Source organism: Acidovorax sp. FJL06, assembly GCF_003852545.1.
Taxonomy (GTDB): Bacteria; Pseudomonadota; Gammaproteobacteria; order Burkholderiales; family Burkholderiaceae_C; genus Acidovorax.
Genome location: NZ_QAJR01000020.1, coordinates 83,021 through 97,434, shown reverse-complemented (window position 1 = coordinate 97,434; position 14,414 = coordinate 83,021). Strand labels below are relative to the sequence as shown.

The window sequence follows — 14,414 nt, the reverse complement described above, 5'->3', positions numbered from 1 at the left end:
GTCAAGCCAGCGCCGCCTCAATATCCCCCGCCAGCTTCTTCGGTGCATCCTGCGGCGCATAGCGGCGGATGACCCGGCCGTCTTTGCCGACCAGGAACTTGGTGAAGTTCCACTTGATGGCCTTGCTGCCCAGCAGGCCCGGGGCCTCGGCGGTGAGCCACTGGTAGAGGGGCGAGGCGCCGGCGCCGTTCACGTCGATCTTGGCCATCATCGGAAAGCTCACGCCGTAGTTGAGCTGGCAGAAGCTTGCGATCTCGTCGTTGCTGCCCGGGTCCTGCGCACCGAACTGGTTGCAGGGAAAGCCCAGCACCACCAGGCCCTGGCCCGCGTACTGCTGGTGCAGCTCTTCCAGGCCGCCGAACTGGGGTGTGAAGCCGCAGGCGCTGGCGGTGTTCACGATGAGCAGCACCTTGCCTTTGTACTGTGAGAGCGGCACGGTCTGGCCGTTCATCTGCTGGGCGTCGAAGTCGTAAATGCTGCCTGGCATGGCACAAGCTCCTCAGGGTGGAAGATGCCCCATGGTAGTGTGTTCAGTGCGGCGTGGCGCCGGGCCGGCGGAACTGCAGCGCAGCGAGCAGCGAGGCCAGCAGGATCAGCCCGCCGCCCAGCACGGTGCGCGGGTTCAGAGTGGCCGCGCCCAGCAGGGCCGAGGAGACGCTGGCGAACATCACCTCCGACAGCATCACCAGTGCCGTGGTGCCCGCCGCCAGCCGCGCCGCGCCGAACTGCAGCGCCCAGTTGCCCAGCATGAGCACGCCCGCCAGCAGCAGGCCGGTGACGACCCAGGTGCTGTTGAATGCGGGGAAGGCATCGACCACGCCCGCCTGCCGCCCGATGCCGGCCACGGCCAGCGCCATGAGCATGCAGCCGCCGAACATCGAAAACATGCGCGCTGGCCCGGGCACGGTGTGCAGGCGGCGCAGCGTGACATTGGTGAGCGCGAACATGAAGCCGCCCAGCAGGGCCAGGCCGTCGGCCAGCGACAGGTTCTGCACCAGGCGCGATGCGGGCGCATCTGCAGGCAGCAGCACCAGCACCACGCCGGCAAAGGCCAGCGCCAGGCGCAGCAGGGCCGAGGCCGTGGGCCGCTCGCCCAGGATCTTCCAGGCCAGCAGCACGGCCCAGGCGGGCATCAGATAGAACAGCAGGATCACGCGCACCACGTCGCCAATGGTCACGGCCCAGTTGAACGCCACGTTGTTCAGGCCCGAGGCCAGCGCCAGCAGCCACAGCTCGGGGTGCTGGCGCACCTGGGCCCACAGCGTGGGGCGCCAGGCCAGCAGCGCCAGCAGCACCACCGCATACATGAACGCCGTGGCCCACAGCGGGTGCAGGCCCGCCTGGTGCATGTGCTGAAACGGCCACCACGCCAGCCCCCAGACGAAGGCGTTGAACAGCAGGGCGGCGAATGGCAAAGGCGATTGCATTGAAGGAGAAATGGCCGCTACCGCACTATAGATAAGCGCTGATAGCTATGAAAATAATAGTAATCGGCGCAGCGCCAGAAACTGGCACACCGTCCCCGCCAGCGCACCCGTGGAGCTGGCTTTGCCAGGCCACCGGGTGCGTCCCCCTCCCGCGCAGCGAGAGAGGGGGAAGGCGCGCAGCGCCTCAGGGGGTGTCTTCAGTGGTGCGTGTCGTGCCGCGCAATGTGCAGCAGGTGCTCCACCTCTTCGCGGTGCGCAACGCAGTTGTTCTGGTGCCAGCGCTGGATCAGCCACATCACACCGGCCACCACCAGCCCGAAGGCCGTGATGGCGCCAAACACCGACAGCCCCAGCTTGAGCGAGAGGCTGTAGAACGCGCCCAATGCCAGGATGCAGGCGTTCTCGTTGAAGTTCTGCACGGCAATGGAGCGGCCTGCGCCCATGAGGTTGTGGCCCCGGTGCTGCAGCAGCGCATTCATGGGCACGACCAGGTAGCCGCCCAGGCCACCCAGCACGATGAGGAAGGGGATCGCCAGCCAGATGTTGTTGATGAACACCATGAGGATCAGCAGCAGCCCCATGGCAATGCCCAGCGGAATCACCTTGGTGGCCATGTCCAGGCGCATGCGCATCGAGGCCACCACCGCACCCACAGCGGTGCCAATGGCCACCACGCCGGTCAGCGCCGATGCCTGGGTGGTGTTGTAGGCCAGCGCGGCGCCGGCCCAGGCCAGCACAATGAACTTGAGGTTGGCACCCGCCCCCCAGAACAGGGTGGTGGTCGAGAGCGAGATTTGCCCGAGCTTGTCGCGCCACAGGCGGCTGTTGCAGGCCCAAAAGTCGGGCAGCAGGCCCAGCGCGTTTGACAGCACGCTGCGCGACGGGTCCGTGCGCATCGGCCGCATTTCCACGCCGGTGTGCGGGATGCGGGTGTTGAACCAGGCGGCCACGCCATACACGGCGATCAGCGCAGCGATGGCCGACTCGGCGGGGGTGTCCACCCCGGTGTCGACGAACGGGATGTCGATGCCCAGCAGCAGGCCCGACAGCTGCTGGCCCACGAGCTGGCCGCCAAACAGCACGCCCAGGATGATGGAGGCGATGGTGAGCCCCTCGATCCAGCCATTGGCCTTGACCAGCTGCGAGGCGGGCAGCAGTTCGGTGAGGATGCCGTACTTGGCGGGCGAGTAGGCTGCGGCACCCAGGCCGACCACGGCGTAGGCGATGAGCGGGTGCGAGCCGAACAGCATCATCAGGCAGCCCACCACCTTGATGGCGTTGCTCACGAACATGACCTTGCCCTTGGGCAGGGCGTCGGCAAACGCGCCCACAAAGGGCGCGAGCACCACATAGAACAGGGCAAACATGGGCACCAGGGCGGCGCGCTGCCATTCGGGGGCGCCTTCGGTGCGCAGGAGTTCGACGGCCGCCACGAAGAGTGCGTTGTCGGCCAGCGAGCTGAAGAACTGCGCCGACATGATGGTGTAGAAACCGCGCTTCATCGAATGGCTGGTGGGAGCATCAGCTGGGCTGATACCCTGGTAAATGTGAGGAGTCGTAGCAGGGGACAGGCGGTTATATCACGCGGATAAACGGCCACAGTGCCAGAATCCTGCGCGTATTCCCGGTAAATCCCGAGCCACCAGGTCCCTCCCATGCCCCGTCCCATCGCAGCCACCATCCACACCACTGCCCTGCACCACAACCTCGCGCGCGTGCGCCAATCGGTGCCCGACGCCAAGGTCTGGGCGGTGGTCAAGGCCAATGCCTACGGCCACGGCATCGAGCGCGTGTTCGAGGGCCTGCGCGGGGCCGATGGCTTTGCGCTGCTGGACCTGGCCGAGGCCGAGCGCGTGCGCCACCTGGGCTGGCGCGGGCCCATCCTGCTGCTCGAAGGCGTGTTCGAGCCGCGCGACCTGGAACTGTGCTCGCGCCTGGGGCTGTGGCATGCCGTGCACTGCGACGAGCAGATCGACATGCTGGCCGCGCACAAGACGCAGGTGCCGCACCGCGTGTTCCTCAAGATGAACTCGGGCATGAACCGCCTGGGTTTCACGCCCGGGCGCTACCGCACCGCCTGGGCGCGGCTCAACGCGCTGCCGCAGGTGGACGAGATTTCGTTCATGACCCACTTCAGCGACGCCGACGGCCCGCGTGGCATTGCGCACCAGATGGCCGCCTTCAATGCCGCCGCGCAAGACCTGCCCGGTGAGCGCAGCCTGTCCAACAGCGCGGCCACGCTGCGCCATGCGCAGGATGCGGGCGTGCGCGCCGACTGGGTGCGCGCGGGCATCGTGGTGTATGGCAGCGCCCCTGACTTCCCCGAGCACGATGCCGGCCACTGGGGCCTGCAGCCCACCATGACCCTGTCCACGCGCCTCATCGCCGTGCAGCAGCTGCAGGCCGGCGACACGGTGGGCTACGGCTCGCGCTTCACGGCCGATGGGCCGCTCACCATCGGCATTGCCGCCTGCGGCTATGCGGACGGCTACCCGCGCCACTGCGACACCGGCACCCCGGTGCTGGTGAACGGCGTGCGCACGCGGCTGGTGGGGCGGGTGAGCATGGACATGGTGACGGTGGACCTCACGCCCCTGCAGCAGGCGGGGGTCGACGCCGGCTTTGGCAGCGAGGTCACGCTGTGGGGGCAGGCCCGCAATGGCACGGTGCTGTCCATCGACGCGGTGGCGCAGGCCGCGGGCACCGTGGGCTACGAGCTGATGTGCGCGCTGGCGCAGCGCGTGCCGGTGGTGGTGGACGGCGTGGCCTGAGTGAAACACCCCCTGAGTCGCTTCGCGCCTTCCCCCTCTCTCGCCTTGCTGCGCAAGGCGGGAGGGGGACGCCCCCGGTGCGGCGGGGCGGCCCTTGCACGGGGGCGCTGGCTTGGGCCGCGCCGGTTTCATCCGCTGCGGGTGGCGCGCAGCGCCATGGATAACTGAGATGGAACACCTCCCCTGAGCGGCTTCGCCGCTTCCCCCGTTCTCGCAGCGCTGCGGGGCGGTCCTGGTCTGCGTGCAGCTGTTCATGCCCCCGGTGATTCCGGGCTGGGCCGGCACACCAAAGTGGTGTGAAATGGCGCACTTCTTTCATCGCGCTTTCCCACCGCATCCCTCCCATGGCCACTTCCCGCAGCGATCGCAACGGCAACAACGGCAGCAGGCACGACCGAAAAGGCGGCTCCACCTGGCGCTCGGTGCGCATGCCGCACCACGGCACGGTGGCCCGCAGCCTGCAGCAGCGCTACAGCCTGCGCTGGCACGGGCTGCTGATTGGCAGCTTCACGCTGCTGCTCATGTGGGGCAGCGCGCATGTGCAGAGGCTGCTGGGCGTGGATTCGCTGGCGCTGCGCTACCTGGTCACGCTGTCGGTGGGTTACCTGGGGTATCTGCTGGTGCTGCGCCTGTGGGCGGCGCGGCTGGTGCAGCGCCAGCGCGCATCCGATGGCGACAGCGGCGTGGGCGACGCGGTGGATCTGGCGGCCGACCTCCCCTGGCCGAGCGGAGGCGGGGGCGGAGGCGGCGCCCGGGTGCCCCTGCCGCGTGCGGGCGGGGGCGATTTTGGCGGCGGCGGGGCCTCGGGGGACCTGGGCTGGGCCTCCGGCCTGGCGGATGCCGGGGGCGCGGCCAGCGACAGCGGGGCCAGCGCGCTGGGCGACCTGGCCAGCGGCGCGGCCGATGCCCTTGGCAGCGCGGACGAAGGTGCCGTGGTGGTCGTGCCCGTGGTGGCCATCTTCCTCATCGGCGCTGCGCTGATCTTGGGCGCGGGTTCGCTGGCCATGCTGTTCTTTGGCTGGGACGTGCTGCTCACCGTGGCGGTGGAGATTGCCTTCTCGGTGGCCACGGCCCGCGCCGCCGTGGGCGTGGAGCGCGAGGGCTGGCTCACCGCCGCCGTGCGCCTGACCTGGAAGCCCTTGCTGGGCGCGCTGGTCTGCGCGGTGCTGCTGGGCGCCACGATCGACCATTTCCTGCCCCATGTGCATTCGCTGCCCGAAGCCGTGCGGGCCTTGCAAGGGCGCTAGTGCGCTCCTGTTTTTGTAGCTGGTGGGGCTGGCTGAATAAGCCCCAGGGCCTGCTGAGATTGTAAAAACGTTCTTAGCGGCCCGGCGGGTGCTTGTCGCCGCCGCAGCCACTGTCCGGGGGCAGGGCACCGAGGTTGCTGCGCACGCGCTCCAGCAGCACCAGCAGCTGGGTTTGCGTGGCCTCGTCGCAGCCCGCCAGCACCGAGGCCGACAGCGTTTGCCGCGCGGCACGCAGCGCCTGGTACAGGGCCGCGCCCTCGCCGCTGAGGGTGAGGCAGCGGCTGCGCTTGTCTTCGGCATTGGGCAGGCGCTCCAGCCAGCCCTTGTCCTGCAGCAGGCCCAGCATGCGCGCCACCTGGGCCTTGTCGGCGCCACTGTGGCGCACCAGCTCTTTTTGCGTGGCGCCGGGGTGGCGGCCGATGAAATTGAGCGCGCGCACCTCGTTGAAGGTCAGCTCGGGGTGCACCGCCGTCATGGCGCGCACCATGCGCGCCCGGTAGGCGTGCATCAGGTCGTGCATGGCTTCAAACACATCGGGGCGGGGGCGCGAGTTCATGGGTGCAAACCAACAGGTTGACAAAGTCAACTTGTTGGCGGATGATTTGGTTGATCAAATCAACATTTTAAGTCATGAACGCAGCTTTGCCCCTGGCCGCAACGGCCATCCCGCTGGTCGTCGAACGCATTCGCCACCCGCTCCAGGCCCGCCACCTCCAGGTGGTGCGCCGCACCCCCGTCAGCCCCGGTTTTGTGCGGCTCACGCTGGGCGGCCCCGAGCTGGCGGGTTTTGCCAGCGCCGGGTTTGACGACCACCTCAAGCTCATCCTTCCCCAACCCGGGCAGGACCGCCCCACCTTGCCCACGCTGCAAGGCGGCCGCCCGGTGTTTGCCGGCCCGCGCCCCGTGCTGCGCGACTACACCCCGGCCCGTTTCGACGCGGCCGCGGGCGAGCTGGACATCGAAGTGGCCCTGCACGACGCGGGCCCCGCCACCGACTGGGCCGCCAGCGCCACCGTGGGCCAGTGGGTGGGCATTGCCGGGCCGCGCGGCAGCATGGTCGTGCCCACGGGGTTTGACTGGCACTGGCTCATTGGCGACGAAACCGCGCTGCCCGCCATTGCCCGCCGTCTGGCCGAGCTGCCCGCCAGCGCGGTGGCCACTGTGCGCATTCAGCGGAACAACCCGGCCGATCAGCGGGTGCTGGCCAGCGCGGCGCAGGTGGACCTGCAGTGGGTGAGCGCGCTGCCGGCCGCCGTCGAAGCCCTGGCGCTGCCCCCCGGCGCGGGCTTTGTCTGGGCCGCGGGCGAACACAACGACATGGCCGCCGTGCGCCGCGCGATGCTGGCCAAGCCGGGTGTGGACCCGAAACGCATGCGCATCTCCGCCTACTGGAAGCGCGGCGCCGCCGACCACCACGAGGACTTGGCGAACGCCGCGTAGTCGGCGCCCGCGGCTTCCTCTCAGCGCAGCAGCGTCAGTGCTGCCGCCTTTTGCACCGCCTGCGTCATGTGCTGCAGCGCCTGCACGTTCAGTCGCCAGCATTGCCAGTACAGCGGCACATCCACGGGCTTGTTCGCAATCAGCTCGACCAGGGCGCCGGTCTTCAGATCGTCCTCCACCAGGGCGTCGGGCGTCATGCCCCAGCCCAGGCTGGCGCGCGTGGCTTTGACGAACGCATGGGCCTCGGGCAGCCAGTGCACGGGAGGTGCGAGCTTGCGGCGCGTGATGCGGCCCACAAAGCGCGCTTGCAGCGCATCCTTGCGGTTGAACACCAGCATGGGCGCCTGCGCCAAGGTGGCGGCGTTCACCCCTTGCGCAAAGTGGCGCTGCAGGAAGGCCGGGCTGGCCAGCGCGCGGTAGCGCAGCGTGCCCAGCGGCAGCACCTGGCAGCCCTGCACGGGCTGGGGGTCGGCCGTCACCGCGGCCATCACGCGGCCTTCGCGCAGCAGGTTGGCCGAGTGGTCCTGGTCTTCCACATGGACGTCGAAGGTGATGGCCTGCCCCTCGGCCGCCTGCGCCATGGCGTGGGGGAACCAGGTGGCCAGCGAGTCGGCATTGACACCAATCGCCAGGCGCGTGGCGCTGCGCTGCCCACCGCCGATGGTGGCCAGCGCGTCGGCCTCGCTCAGCGCCACCTCGCGCGCATGCCGGTACAGCGCCTGCCCGGCCTCGGTGGGCGTGCAGGGCGTGGCCCGGCGCACCAGCACCTGGCCCACGCGTTCTTCCAGCAGCTTGATGCGCTGCGACACCGCCGAGCGGGTCACGTGCAGCACGGCGGCGGCGCGCTCGAAGCTGCCCTCATCAATGACGGTGGCAAAGGCGTTGAGCTGGGCCGAGTCGAGCTGCATGCTGGGTTAGAAATTTTGACGGATCGTTAAAAAGTATAGCTGGCATCAACAGGCGGCGGTGCGCACAATCCGCGCCCATGAGCACCACCGCATTTGCCCACGGCTTCACCTCCACCGCCTTGCTGATCATGGCCATCGGCGCACAGAACGCGTTTGTGCTGCGCCAGGGCCTGCGGCGCGAGCATGTGCTGCCCGTGGTGCTGGTGTGCGCCCTGTCCGACGCCGTGCTGCTGCAGGCCGGCGTGTGGGGCATGGGGGGCGTTTTGGCTGCGCGGCCGGAGTGGGCGCAGTTCATGCGCTGGGCCGGCGCGCTGTTTCTTGCGGCCTATGCCGTGCAGGCGGCGGCCCGGGCGCTCCGGCCCGCGCACCTGCTGGTGTCGGCCAACGGGCCGGGGGCGAGCCTGCGCAGCACCGTGCTCACGGTGGTGGCCCTGACCTGGCTCAACCCCCATGTCTATCTGGACACCGTGGTGCTGCTGGGCACCATGGCCAGCCCCTATCCCCTGTGGGGCCGGGCCACGTTTGCGGCGGGGGGCTCGCTGGCCAGCGCCCTGTGGTTCCTGAGCCTGGGGTTTGGCTCGCGCTGGCTGGCGCCGGTGTTCGCATCGCCCCGCGCGTGGCGGGTGCTGGACGGGGGCACGGCCATCACCATGATGGGGCTGGCGGTGGCGATGGGTCTAAGCTAAGAAGGATAAGTTCGTTACGCAAACGGAGGGTTTGGGCCATAGTGCGGGGCTGACTGATCTGGAGTGACCCTTCATGCGTTTCAAGACACTTTTGCTGGCCGCTGCCGTGGCCACCGCCCTGCCGATGGCGGCACAGGCCAAGACCTTCCGCTGGTCCCGCTCGGTGGACATTTCGACCTGGGACATCCACACCCAGAACGTGGGCGTGAACAACACCATGCACGGCGCGGTGTACGACACGCTGGTCGAATACAACAGCAAGACCTTCAAGCCCGAACCATCCCTGGCCACCGAGTGGAAGCTCATCAAGCCCACGCAGCTGCGCCTGAGCTTGCGCAAAGGCGTGAAGTTCAGCGACGGCAGCGAGTTCACGGCCGACGACGCCAAGTTCTCGCTGGAGCGTGCCAAGGCCAAAAGCTCCAACTTCGCCGTCTACACCCAGGGCATTGACCGTGTGGAAAAGGTCGATGCCTACACCATCGACATCCATTCCGACCTGCCCAACCCGGTGCTGGTGAACCAACTCACCGAGCTGCGCATCATGAGCCGGGCCTGGGCCGAAAAGAACAAATCGGTCGAGCCCAAGGACATCAAGACCAAGGACGAAACCTTTGCCCACCGCAATGCGCTGGGCACCGGCCCCTACCAGCTCAAGCAGTGGGCACCCGACCAGCGCGTGGTGCTGGAGCCCAACCCGCACTGGTGGGGCAAGGGCAAGTACCCCACCAACCTGACCGAGATCGTCTATACCCCCATCAAGGCCGACGCCACGCGCACGGCGGCGCTGCTGTCGGGCGAGATTGACTTTGTGATCGACCCCAGCCTGCAAGACCTGGCGCGCATCAAGCAGATCCCCACCCTGCAGGTGCTGGAGGGGCCGGAGTACCGCACCATCTTCCTGGGCCTGGACCAGTTCCGCGACGAGCTGCCCGGCTCGGACGTGAAGGGCAAGAACCCGCTCAAGGACCTGCGCGTGCGCAAGGCGCTGTACCAGGCCATCGACATCCAGTCCATCCAGCGCGTGGTGCTGCGCGGCCTGGCCCAGCCCACGGGCGCGCTGATTGCCAACCAGGTCAATGGCTGGACCAAGAAGGCCGATGTGCGCTACCCCTACGACCCCAAGGCCGCGCAAAAGCTGCTGGCCGATGCGGGCTATCCCAACGGTTTTGAAGTGGACTTTGCGTGCAGCGCCGGCCGCTACATCAACGACGAACAGCTGTGCCAGGCCATCACCTCGCAGTGGGCCAAGGTGGGCGTGAAGGCCAGGCTGCGTTCGCTGCCGTTTGCCACCTATTTCCCGATGATTCAGCGCAACGAAGCCAGCATCTACCTGCTGGGCTGGGGCGTGCCCACGTTCGATGCGTTCTACAGCCTGCAGTCGCTGGTGCGTTCGCCCGGTGCAGGCGGCGACGGCAACTTCAACCTGGGCCGCTTCTCCGACCCGCAGCTGGATGCCCTGGTCGAGCGCGTGAAGAAGGAGACCGATGCCCCCACGCGCAACCAGCTGATCGAGCAGGCTCTGATCAAGGAGCATGAGCTGGTCTCGCACATCCCGCTGTACAACCAGGTGATCCCGTGGGCGGGCACGAAGAAGGTGGAGATCATCCACCGGGCCGACAACCGCATCGACTGGCGGTACCTGAAGGTGAATTGAGAGTGACAACCCCCTGAGGCACTTCGTGCCTTCCCCCTTCTCTCGAATTGCTGCGCAATTCGGGAAGGGGGACGCCGCCAGCGCGGCGGGGCGGCCCTTGCGCGGCGGCCCCGGCCTGTGCCGCGCCAGTTTCACAAGCCGCGCACTCGAGCGGCGTGGACGTTGAGCCTCAAGAAAATTCAGGCCAGTGCGCGCTGCACGGCGGGGCGCTGCAGCATGCGCTGCGTGTGCGCAAACACCTTGGGAAACCGGGCAATGTCCACGCCATCGCTGTGCAGCCAGGTGCCGATGGTGAACAGGTAGCCGTCGGCCACGGTGTACTGCTCGCCCATCACCCAGGGGCCCTGGTCCACAGGCGGCAGGTAGTGGCTTTCGATGAGGTTGAAGCAGTCGGTCATGTTCTGCGGCACCTTGCGTTGCATGGCGGCCTGGGCCTCGGGCTCGTCGGCCCAGCGGCTGGCGCGGGGGCGGTGGGCGTGGGCGATGTGCACGGTGGACGCGAGGTAGCTGTGGAACTCTTGCAGACGCGCAAAACCATAGGCGTCGGTGGGCGCAAGGCGGGCTGCGGGAAAGCTCTGCGCCACATAGGCCAGCAGCGCAGGGGTTTCGGTCAGCGTGCCCTGCGGTGTGGCCAGCGCGGGCACGCGGCCCTTGGGGTTCACGGCCAGGTAGTCGGGCGTGCGTTGCTGGCCAGCGGCGAAGTCCACGCGCACCAGTTCGTAGGGGGCGCCCGCTTCTTCCAAAGCGATGCGCACGGCCTGCGCGCAGGTGCCGGGGGTGTAGTAGAGCGTGAGGGTGGTCATGGGTGGATTGCTATTGAATATGGAGCTGGTAGGGCAAGAGGGACGTGCGCAAACGGCCTTTTGGGCTTGGTGCCTTCAGTACAGGCCCCGCGTGCGCGCCATCAGCCGCACCAGGCCCAGCAGCGCATCGGTGTGGGGCGTGGGCGTGGCGGTGATCTGGCCCAGCTCGCGCACGGCCCCCACCAGGGCGTCGATCTCCATAGGCTTGCCCGCTTCCACGTCCTGCAGCATCGAGGTCTTGAACGCGCCCAGCTTGCGGGTGACGGCGTGGCGGTCTTCGGGCTGCTGGTCGATCGGCAGGCCCAGCTGGTCGCCAATGGCCTTGGCTTCGAGCATGACGTGCGAGACAAACCCCCGCACCAGCTCGTCGTCCAGGATGCGGTCGGTGGTGGCGCCGGTCAGGGCACTGATGGGGTTCATGGTGAGGTTGCCCCAGAGCTTGAACCAGATGTCCTTCTGGATGCAGTCGCTCAGCTCCACGTCGATGCCGCCGCGCTGCAGCGTGTCGGCCAGGGCCTGCAGGCGCGCGCTGCGGGGGCCGCCCGGCTCACCCACGATGAGGCGGTTGCCAAAGTGCTGGCGGACGAAGCCCGGCGCCTCCAGCGAGCAGCTGGTGTGCACCACGCTGCCCACCACATGGCGCGTGGGGAGGGCGTTGGCGATCACGCCGCCCGCGTCCACCGATGCGAGTGCGCGGCCCTGCGCAGCGCCGCCAAAGCCATCCAGAAACCACCAGGGCACACCATTCATGGCCGTGAGCACGAGGGTGTCCGGCCCGATCAGCGGGGCCATGGCGCGTGCCACCTCGGGCAGGCCGGGCGCCTTGACGGCCACCACGACCAGGTCCTGCACGCCCAGGGCCGCGGGGTCGGCCGCCGCCGTCACCGCCACCTGGGCCACCGTGCCGTCGGGGCGCCGTAGGCGCAAGCCATCGGCCTGCAACGCCGCCAGCGTGGCGCCGCGCGCCACCAGGCTGACATTGCAGCCCGCCTGCGCCAGGGCCACCCCGAGCCAGCCACCGATGGCGCCCGCGCCGTAAATACATGCTTTCATGCTTGTCGATCCTTGCGTGTTTTGTGTGTGGTTCTGAAGAAGGGGATGCTCAGTAGCCTGCGGGCCGTGGCGGGGCGGCAGCGTCCGTGCCGGTGCGAAACCGCGCCAGCAGATTCTGCGCAGCGCTGGCCAGCAGCATGGTGTCCACCCCCACGGCCACAAACAGCGCACCGGCCGCCAGCCACTGGCGCGCCTGCGCTTCGTTGGTGGCCAGGATGCCCGGCGCCTTGCCCGCGCGCAGGATGCGTGCAATGCCATCGTGGATGGCGGCCTGCACCTCGGGGTGCCCCGGGTTGCCCGGGTGGCCCATGGAGGCGGACAGGTCGGCCGGGCCGATGAACACGCCGTCCACGCCGGGGGTGGCGGCAATCGCATCGAGGTGGGCCATGGCCTCTACCGTCTCGGCCTGCACCAGCAGGCAGACCTGCTGGTTGGCCTCGTGCACATACCGGGGGTAGGCCTGCCAGCGCGACGAGCGGGCCAGCGCGCTGCCCATGCCGCGCATGCCTTCGGGCGCATAGCGCGTGGCGCGCACCAGCTGCTGGGCCTGCTCGGGCGTGTCCACCATGGGCACCAGCAGGGTTTGCGCGCCGATGTCCAGGTACTGCTTGATGAGGGCGGTGTCGCCCACCGGCACCCGCGCAATGGCGTGGGGCGCGCGGGCTCCCGGCGGCAGGGCGCTGGTGGCGCTGGCAATGGCCTGCAGCTGGTGCAGGATGGAGCGCAGGTCGTTGGGCGCATGTTCGCCATCGACCAGCAGCCAGTCGTAGCCGGTGCCCGCCAGGATTTCGGCGGTGTAGGCGTCGGCCAGGCCGAGCCACAGGCCGATCTGTGCCTCGCCCTGGGCCAGGGCCTGCTTGAAGGAGTTGGTGGGTGTGTGCATGGCGTGCATTCTTGCCGATGCCGGAGGGCAGTGTGGCCAGGCCGCCATCGCAGGGGTGTGGCGCCAGGGGGCTCTCGGACCTTGGCCGGGGGAGGCCGGGGGCGCCGCTATAGTCTGCCACCCGCGCCTGTGCCCACCGACCATCCCCCTTTTCATGGCCAAAGACAAAACCATCTTCACCTGCACCGAATGCGGCGGCACCAGCCCGCGCTGGCTGGGCAAATGCCCGGCCTGCGGCGCCTGGAACACGCTGATCGAATCGGTGGCCGAGGCCGGGCCGGGCAAGAACCGCCTGAGCGCGCCGCAAGGCTATGCGGGCCTGGCCCATGCGCAGCCCGTGATGCCGCTGGCCGCCATCGAGGCCCAGGACGTGGCGCGCACCCCCAGCAGCATCGACGAGCTGGACCGTGTGCTCGGCGGCGGCATTGTGGAGGGCGGCGTGGTGCTCATCGGGGGCGATCCGGGCATTGGCAAGTCCACCCTGCTGCTGCAGGCCATGGACGCGCTGCAGCGTGCGGGCCTGCCCACGCTGTACGTGACGGGGGAGGAAAGTGGTGCCCAGGTGGCGCTGCGCTCACGGCGCCTGGGCATCGAGGGCAGCCAGGTGCGGCTGCTGGCCGAGATCCAGCTCGAAAAAATTCTGGCCACGGTCGAAGCCACACAACCGGCCGTGGTCGTGATCGACTCCATCCAGACCACCTACTCTGACCAACTCACCAGCGCACCGGGCTCGGTCGCGCAGGTGCGTGAATGCGCTGCGCACCTCACGCGCATGGCCAAGGGCACAGGCATCGCCGTCATTCTGGTGGGCCATGTGACCAAGGAGGGCGCCTTGGCCGGCCCGCGCGTGCTGGAGCACATGGTGGACACGGTGCTGTACTTCGAGGGCGACACGCACAGCCAGTTCCGGCTGGTGCGCGCCATCAAGAACCGCTTTGGCGCCGTGAATGAGATCGGCGTGTTCGCGATGACCGAAAAGGGCCTCAAGGGCGTGAGCAACCCGAGCGCCATCTTCCTCTCCCAGCACAGCGAGCCCGTGCCCGGCAGCTGCGTGATGGTCACGCTGGAAGGCACGCGCCCCATGCTGGTCGAGATCCAGGCCCTGGTGGACAGCGGCGGGCCCAGCCCCCGGCGCCTGTCCGTGGGCCTGGACAAGGACCGCCTGGCCATGCTGCTGGCCGTGCTGCACCGCCACGCGGGTGTGGCGTGCATGGACCAGGACGTGTTCGTGAACGCGGTGGGCGGTGTGCGCATCAGCGAGCCCGCCGCCGACCTGGCGGTGATGCTGTCCATCACCTCCAGCCTGCGGGGCAAGGCATTGCCGCGCGGCTTCATCGCGTTTGGCGAAGTGGGCCTGGCGGGCGAGGTGCGCCCCGCGCCGCGCGGCCAGGAGCGCCTGAAGGAGGCCGCCAAGCTCGGCTTCAGCGTGGCCGTGGTGCCCAAGGCCAACGCGCCCAAGAAACCCATCGAGGGGCTGACCATCCACGCGGTGGAGCGGGTGGAAGAGGCGATGAACGTGGTGCGCGGGTTGGACTGAGCCGG

The 14,414-nt window shown here is 68.7% G+C and carries 14 protein-coding genes; 6 read left to right on the top strand and 8 right to left on the bottom strand.

All coding sequences use genetic code 11. From position 1 onward, the window contains the following. Window position 1: 1 nt before the first annotated feature. The 3 genes from DBV10_RS13220 to lplT form a co-directional block, all read right to left on the bottom strand. Window positions 2-487, bottom strand: coding sequence for a glutathione peroxidase (locus DBV10_RS13220; protein ID WP_124514083.1), 486 nt, complete (start codon window positions 485-487; stop codon window positions 2-4). 43 nt (window positions 488-530) lie between these two features. Next, window positions 531-1,427, bottom strand: a complete 897-nt coding sequence (locus DBV10_RS13215; protein ID WP_124514082.1) for a DMT family transporter — start codon at window positions 1,425-1,427, stop codon at window positions 531-533. Between the two features lie 197 nt (window positions 1,428-1,624). Next, the gene (lplT, locus tag DBV10_RS13210) at window positions 1,625-2,929 is read right to left on the bottom strand and encodes a lysophospholipid transporter LplT (protein ID WP_124514081.1); all 1,305 of its coding nucleotides are present in this window, start codon (window positions 2,927-2,929) and stop codon (window positions 1,625-1,627) included. Between the two features lie 153 nt (window positions 2,930-3,082). Here lplT and alr point away from each other — a divergent pair, with 153 nt between their 5' ends. Together alr and DBV10_RS13200 are read left to right on the top strand one after the other, a co-directional pair. After that, complete coding sequence (alr, locus tag DBV10_RS13205; RefSeq protein WP_124514080.1) at window positions 3,083-4,198, top strand: alanine racemase; 1,116 nt, start codon at window positions 3,083-3,085, stop codon at window positions 4,196-4,198. Window positions 4,199-4,542: 344 nt separating this feature from the next. Next, complete coding sequence (locus tag DBV10_RS13200; protein WP_124514079.1) at window positions 4,543-5,445, top strand: hypothetical protein; 903 nt, start codon at window positions 4,543-4,545, stop codon at window positions 5,443-5,445. A gap of 73 nt (window positions 5,446-5,518) precedes the next feature. Here DBV10_RS13200 and DBV10_RS13195 read toward each other — a convergent pair whose 3' ends face one another. After that, window positions 5,519-6,001, bottom strand: a complete 483-nt coding sequence (locus DBV10_RS13195) for a MarR family winged helix-turn-helix transcriptional regulator (protein WP_124514078.1) — start codon at window positions 5,999-6,001, stop codon at window positions 5,519-5,521. Window positions 6,002-6,075: 74 nt separating this feature from the next. Here DBV10_RS13195 and DBV10_RS13190 point away from each other — a divergent pair, with 74 nt between their 5' ends. After that, a complete protein-coding gene (locus DBV10_RS13190) occupies window positions 6,076-6,885 on the top strand; it encodes a siderophore-interacting protein (RefSeq protein ID WP_124514077.1) in 810 nt (269 codons plus the stop codon). A gap of 20 nt (window positions 6,886-6,905) precedes the next feature. On the opposite strand, the gene DBV10_RS13185 is transcribed toward DBV10_RS13190, so the two are convergent. Next, on the bottom strand, window positions 6,906-7,793 hold the full coding sequence (locus DBV10_RS13185; RefSeq protein WP_124514076.1) for a LysR family transcriptional regulator ArgP: 888 nt from the start codon (window positions 7,791-7,793) through the stop codon (window positions 6,906-6,908). Window positions 7,794-7,870: 77 nt separating this feature from the next. Here DBV10_RS13185 and DBV10_RS13180 point away from each other — a divergent pair, with 77 nt between their 5' ends. Then, a complete protein-coding gene (locus tag DBV10_RS13180; protein WP_124514075.1) occupies window positions 7,871-8,479 on the top strand; it encodes a LysE/ArgO family amino acid transporter in 609 nt (202 codons plus the stop codon). A gap of 73 nt (window positions 8,480-8,552) precedes the next feature. After that, window positions 8,553-10,133, top strand: coding sequence for an ABC transporter substrate-binding protein (locus tag DBV10_RS13175; RefSeq protein WP_124514074.1), 1,581 nt, complete (start codon window positions 8,553-8,555; stop codon window positions 10,131-10,133). Between the two features lie 179 nt (window positions 10,134-10,312). Here the strand turns inward: DBV10_RS13175 and DBV10_RS13165 are convergent, their stop codons facing one another. The 3 genes from DBV10_RS13165 to DBV10_RS13155 all read right to left on the bottom strand — a co-directional run bounded on the left by DBV10_RS13165 (window position 10,313) and on the right by DBV10_RS13155 (window position 12,872). Continuing rightward, the gene (locus DBV10_RS13165; protein ID WP_124514073.1) at window positions 10,313-10,936 is read right to left on the bottom strand and encodes a glutathione S-transferase family protein; all 624 of its coding nucleotides are present in this window, start codon (window positions 10,934-10,936) and stop codon (window positions 10,313-10,315) included. Between the two features lie 75 nt (window positions 10,937-11,011). Continuing rightward, window positions 11,012-11,989, bottom strand: a complete 978-nt coding sequence (locus DBV10_RS13160; RefSeq protein WP_124514072.1) for a 2-dehydropantoate 2-reductase — start codon at window positions 11,987-11,989, stop codon at window positions 11,012-11,014. A 49-nt stretch (window positions 11,990-12,038) separates the two neighbouring features. Then, window positions 12,039-12,872, bottom strand: coding sequence for an aldolase/citrate lyase family protein (locus DBV10_RS13155; RefSeq protein WP_124514071.1), 834 nt, complete (start codon window positions 12,870-12,872; stop codon window positions 12,039-12,041). Between the two features lie 154 nt (window positions 12,873-13,026). On the opposite strand from DBV10_RS13155, the gene radA reads away from it, so the two are divergent. Next, window positions 13,027-14,409, top strand: coding sequence for a DNA repair protein RadA (gene radA, locus DBV10_RS13150; protein ID WP_124514070.1), 1,383 nt, complete (start codon window positions 13,027-13,029; stop codon window positions 14,407-14,409). Window positions 14,410-14,414: the final 5 nt, after the last annotated feature.

Bases quoted from the DNA above. Each gene is read 5' to 3' on its own strand.
- DBV10_RS13220 (WP_124514083.1), bottom strand. From the start codon at position 487: ATGCCAGGCAGCATTTACGACTTCGACGCCCAGCAGATGAACGGCCAG.
- DBV10_RS13215 (WP_124514082.1), bottom strand. From the start codon at position 1,427: ATGCAATCGCCTTTGCCATTCGCCGCCCTGCTGTTCAACGCCTTCGTC.
- lplT (WP_124514081.1), bottom strand. From the start codon at position 2,929: ATGAAGCGCGGTTTCTACACCATCATGTCGGCGCAGTTCTTCAGCTCG.
- alr (WP_124514080.1), top strand. From the start codon at position 3,083: ATGCCCCGTCCCATCGCAGCCACCATCCACACCACTGCCCTGCACCAC.
- DBV10_RS13200 (WP_124514079.1), top strand. From the start codon at position 4,543: ATGGCCACTTCCCGCAGCGATCGCAACGGCAACAACGGCAGCAGGCAC.
- DBV10_RS13195 (WP_124514078.1), bottom strand. From the start codon at position 6,001: ATGAACTCGCGCCCCCGCCCCGATGTGTTTGAAGCCATGCACGACCTG.
- DBV10_RS13190 (WP_124514077.1), top strand. From the start codon at position 6,076: ATGAACGCAGCTTTGCCCCTGGCCGCAACGGCCATCCCGCTGGTCGTC.
- DBV10_RS13185 (WP_124514076.1), bottom strand. From the start codon at position 7,793: ATGCAGCTCGACTCGGCCCAGCTCAACGCCTTTGCCACCGTCATTGAT.
- DBV10_RS13180 (WP_124514075.1), top strand. From the start codon at position 7,871: ATGAGCACCACCGCATTTGCCCACGGCTTCACCTCCACCGCCTTGCTG.
- DBV10_RS13175 (WP_124514074.1), top strand. From the start codon at position 8,553: ATGCGTTTCAAGACACTTTTGCTGGCCGCTGCCGTGGCCACCGCCCTG.
- DBV10_RS13165 (WP_124514073.1), bottom strand. From the start codon at position 10,936: ATGACCACCCTCACGCTCTACTACACCCCCGGCACCTGCGCGCAGGCC.
- DBV10_RS13160 (WP_124514072.1), bottom strand. From the start codon at position 11,989: ATGAAAGCATGTATTTACGGCGCGGGCGCCATCGGTGGCTGGCTCGGG.
- DBV10_RS13155 (WP_124514071.1), bottom strand. From the start codon at position 12,872: ATGCACACACCCACCAACTCCTTCAAGCAGGCCCTGGCCCAGGGCGAG.
- radA (WP_124514070.1), top strand. From the start codon at position 13,027: ATGGCCAAAGACAAAACCATCTTCACCTGCACCGAATGCGGCGGCACC.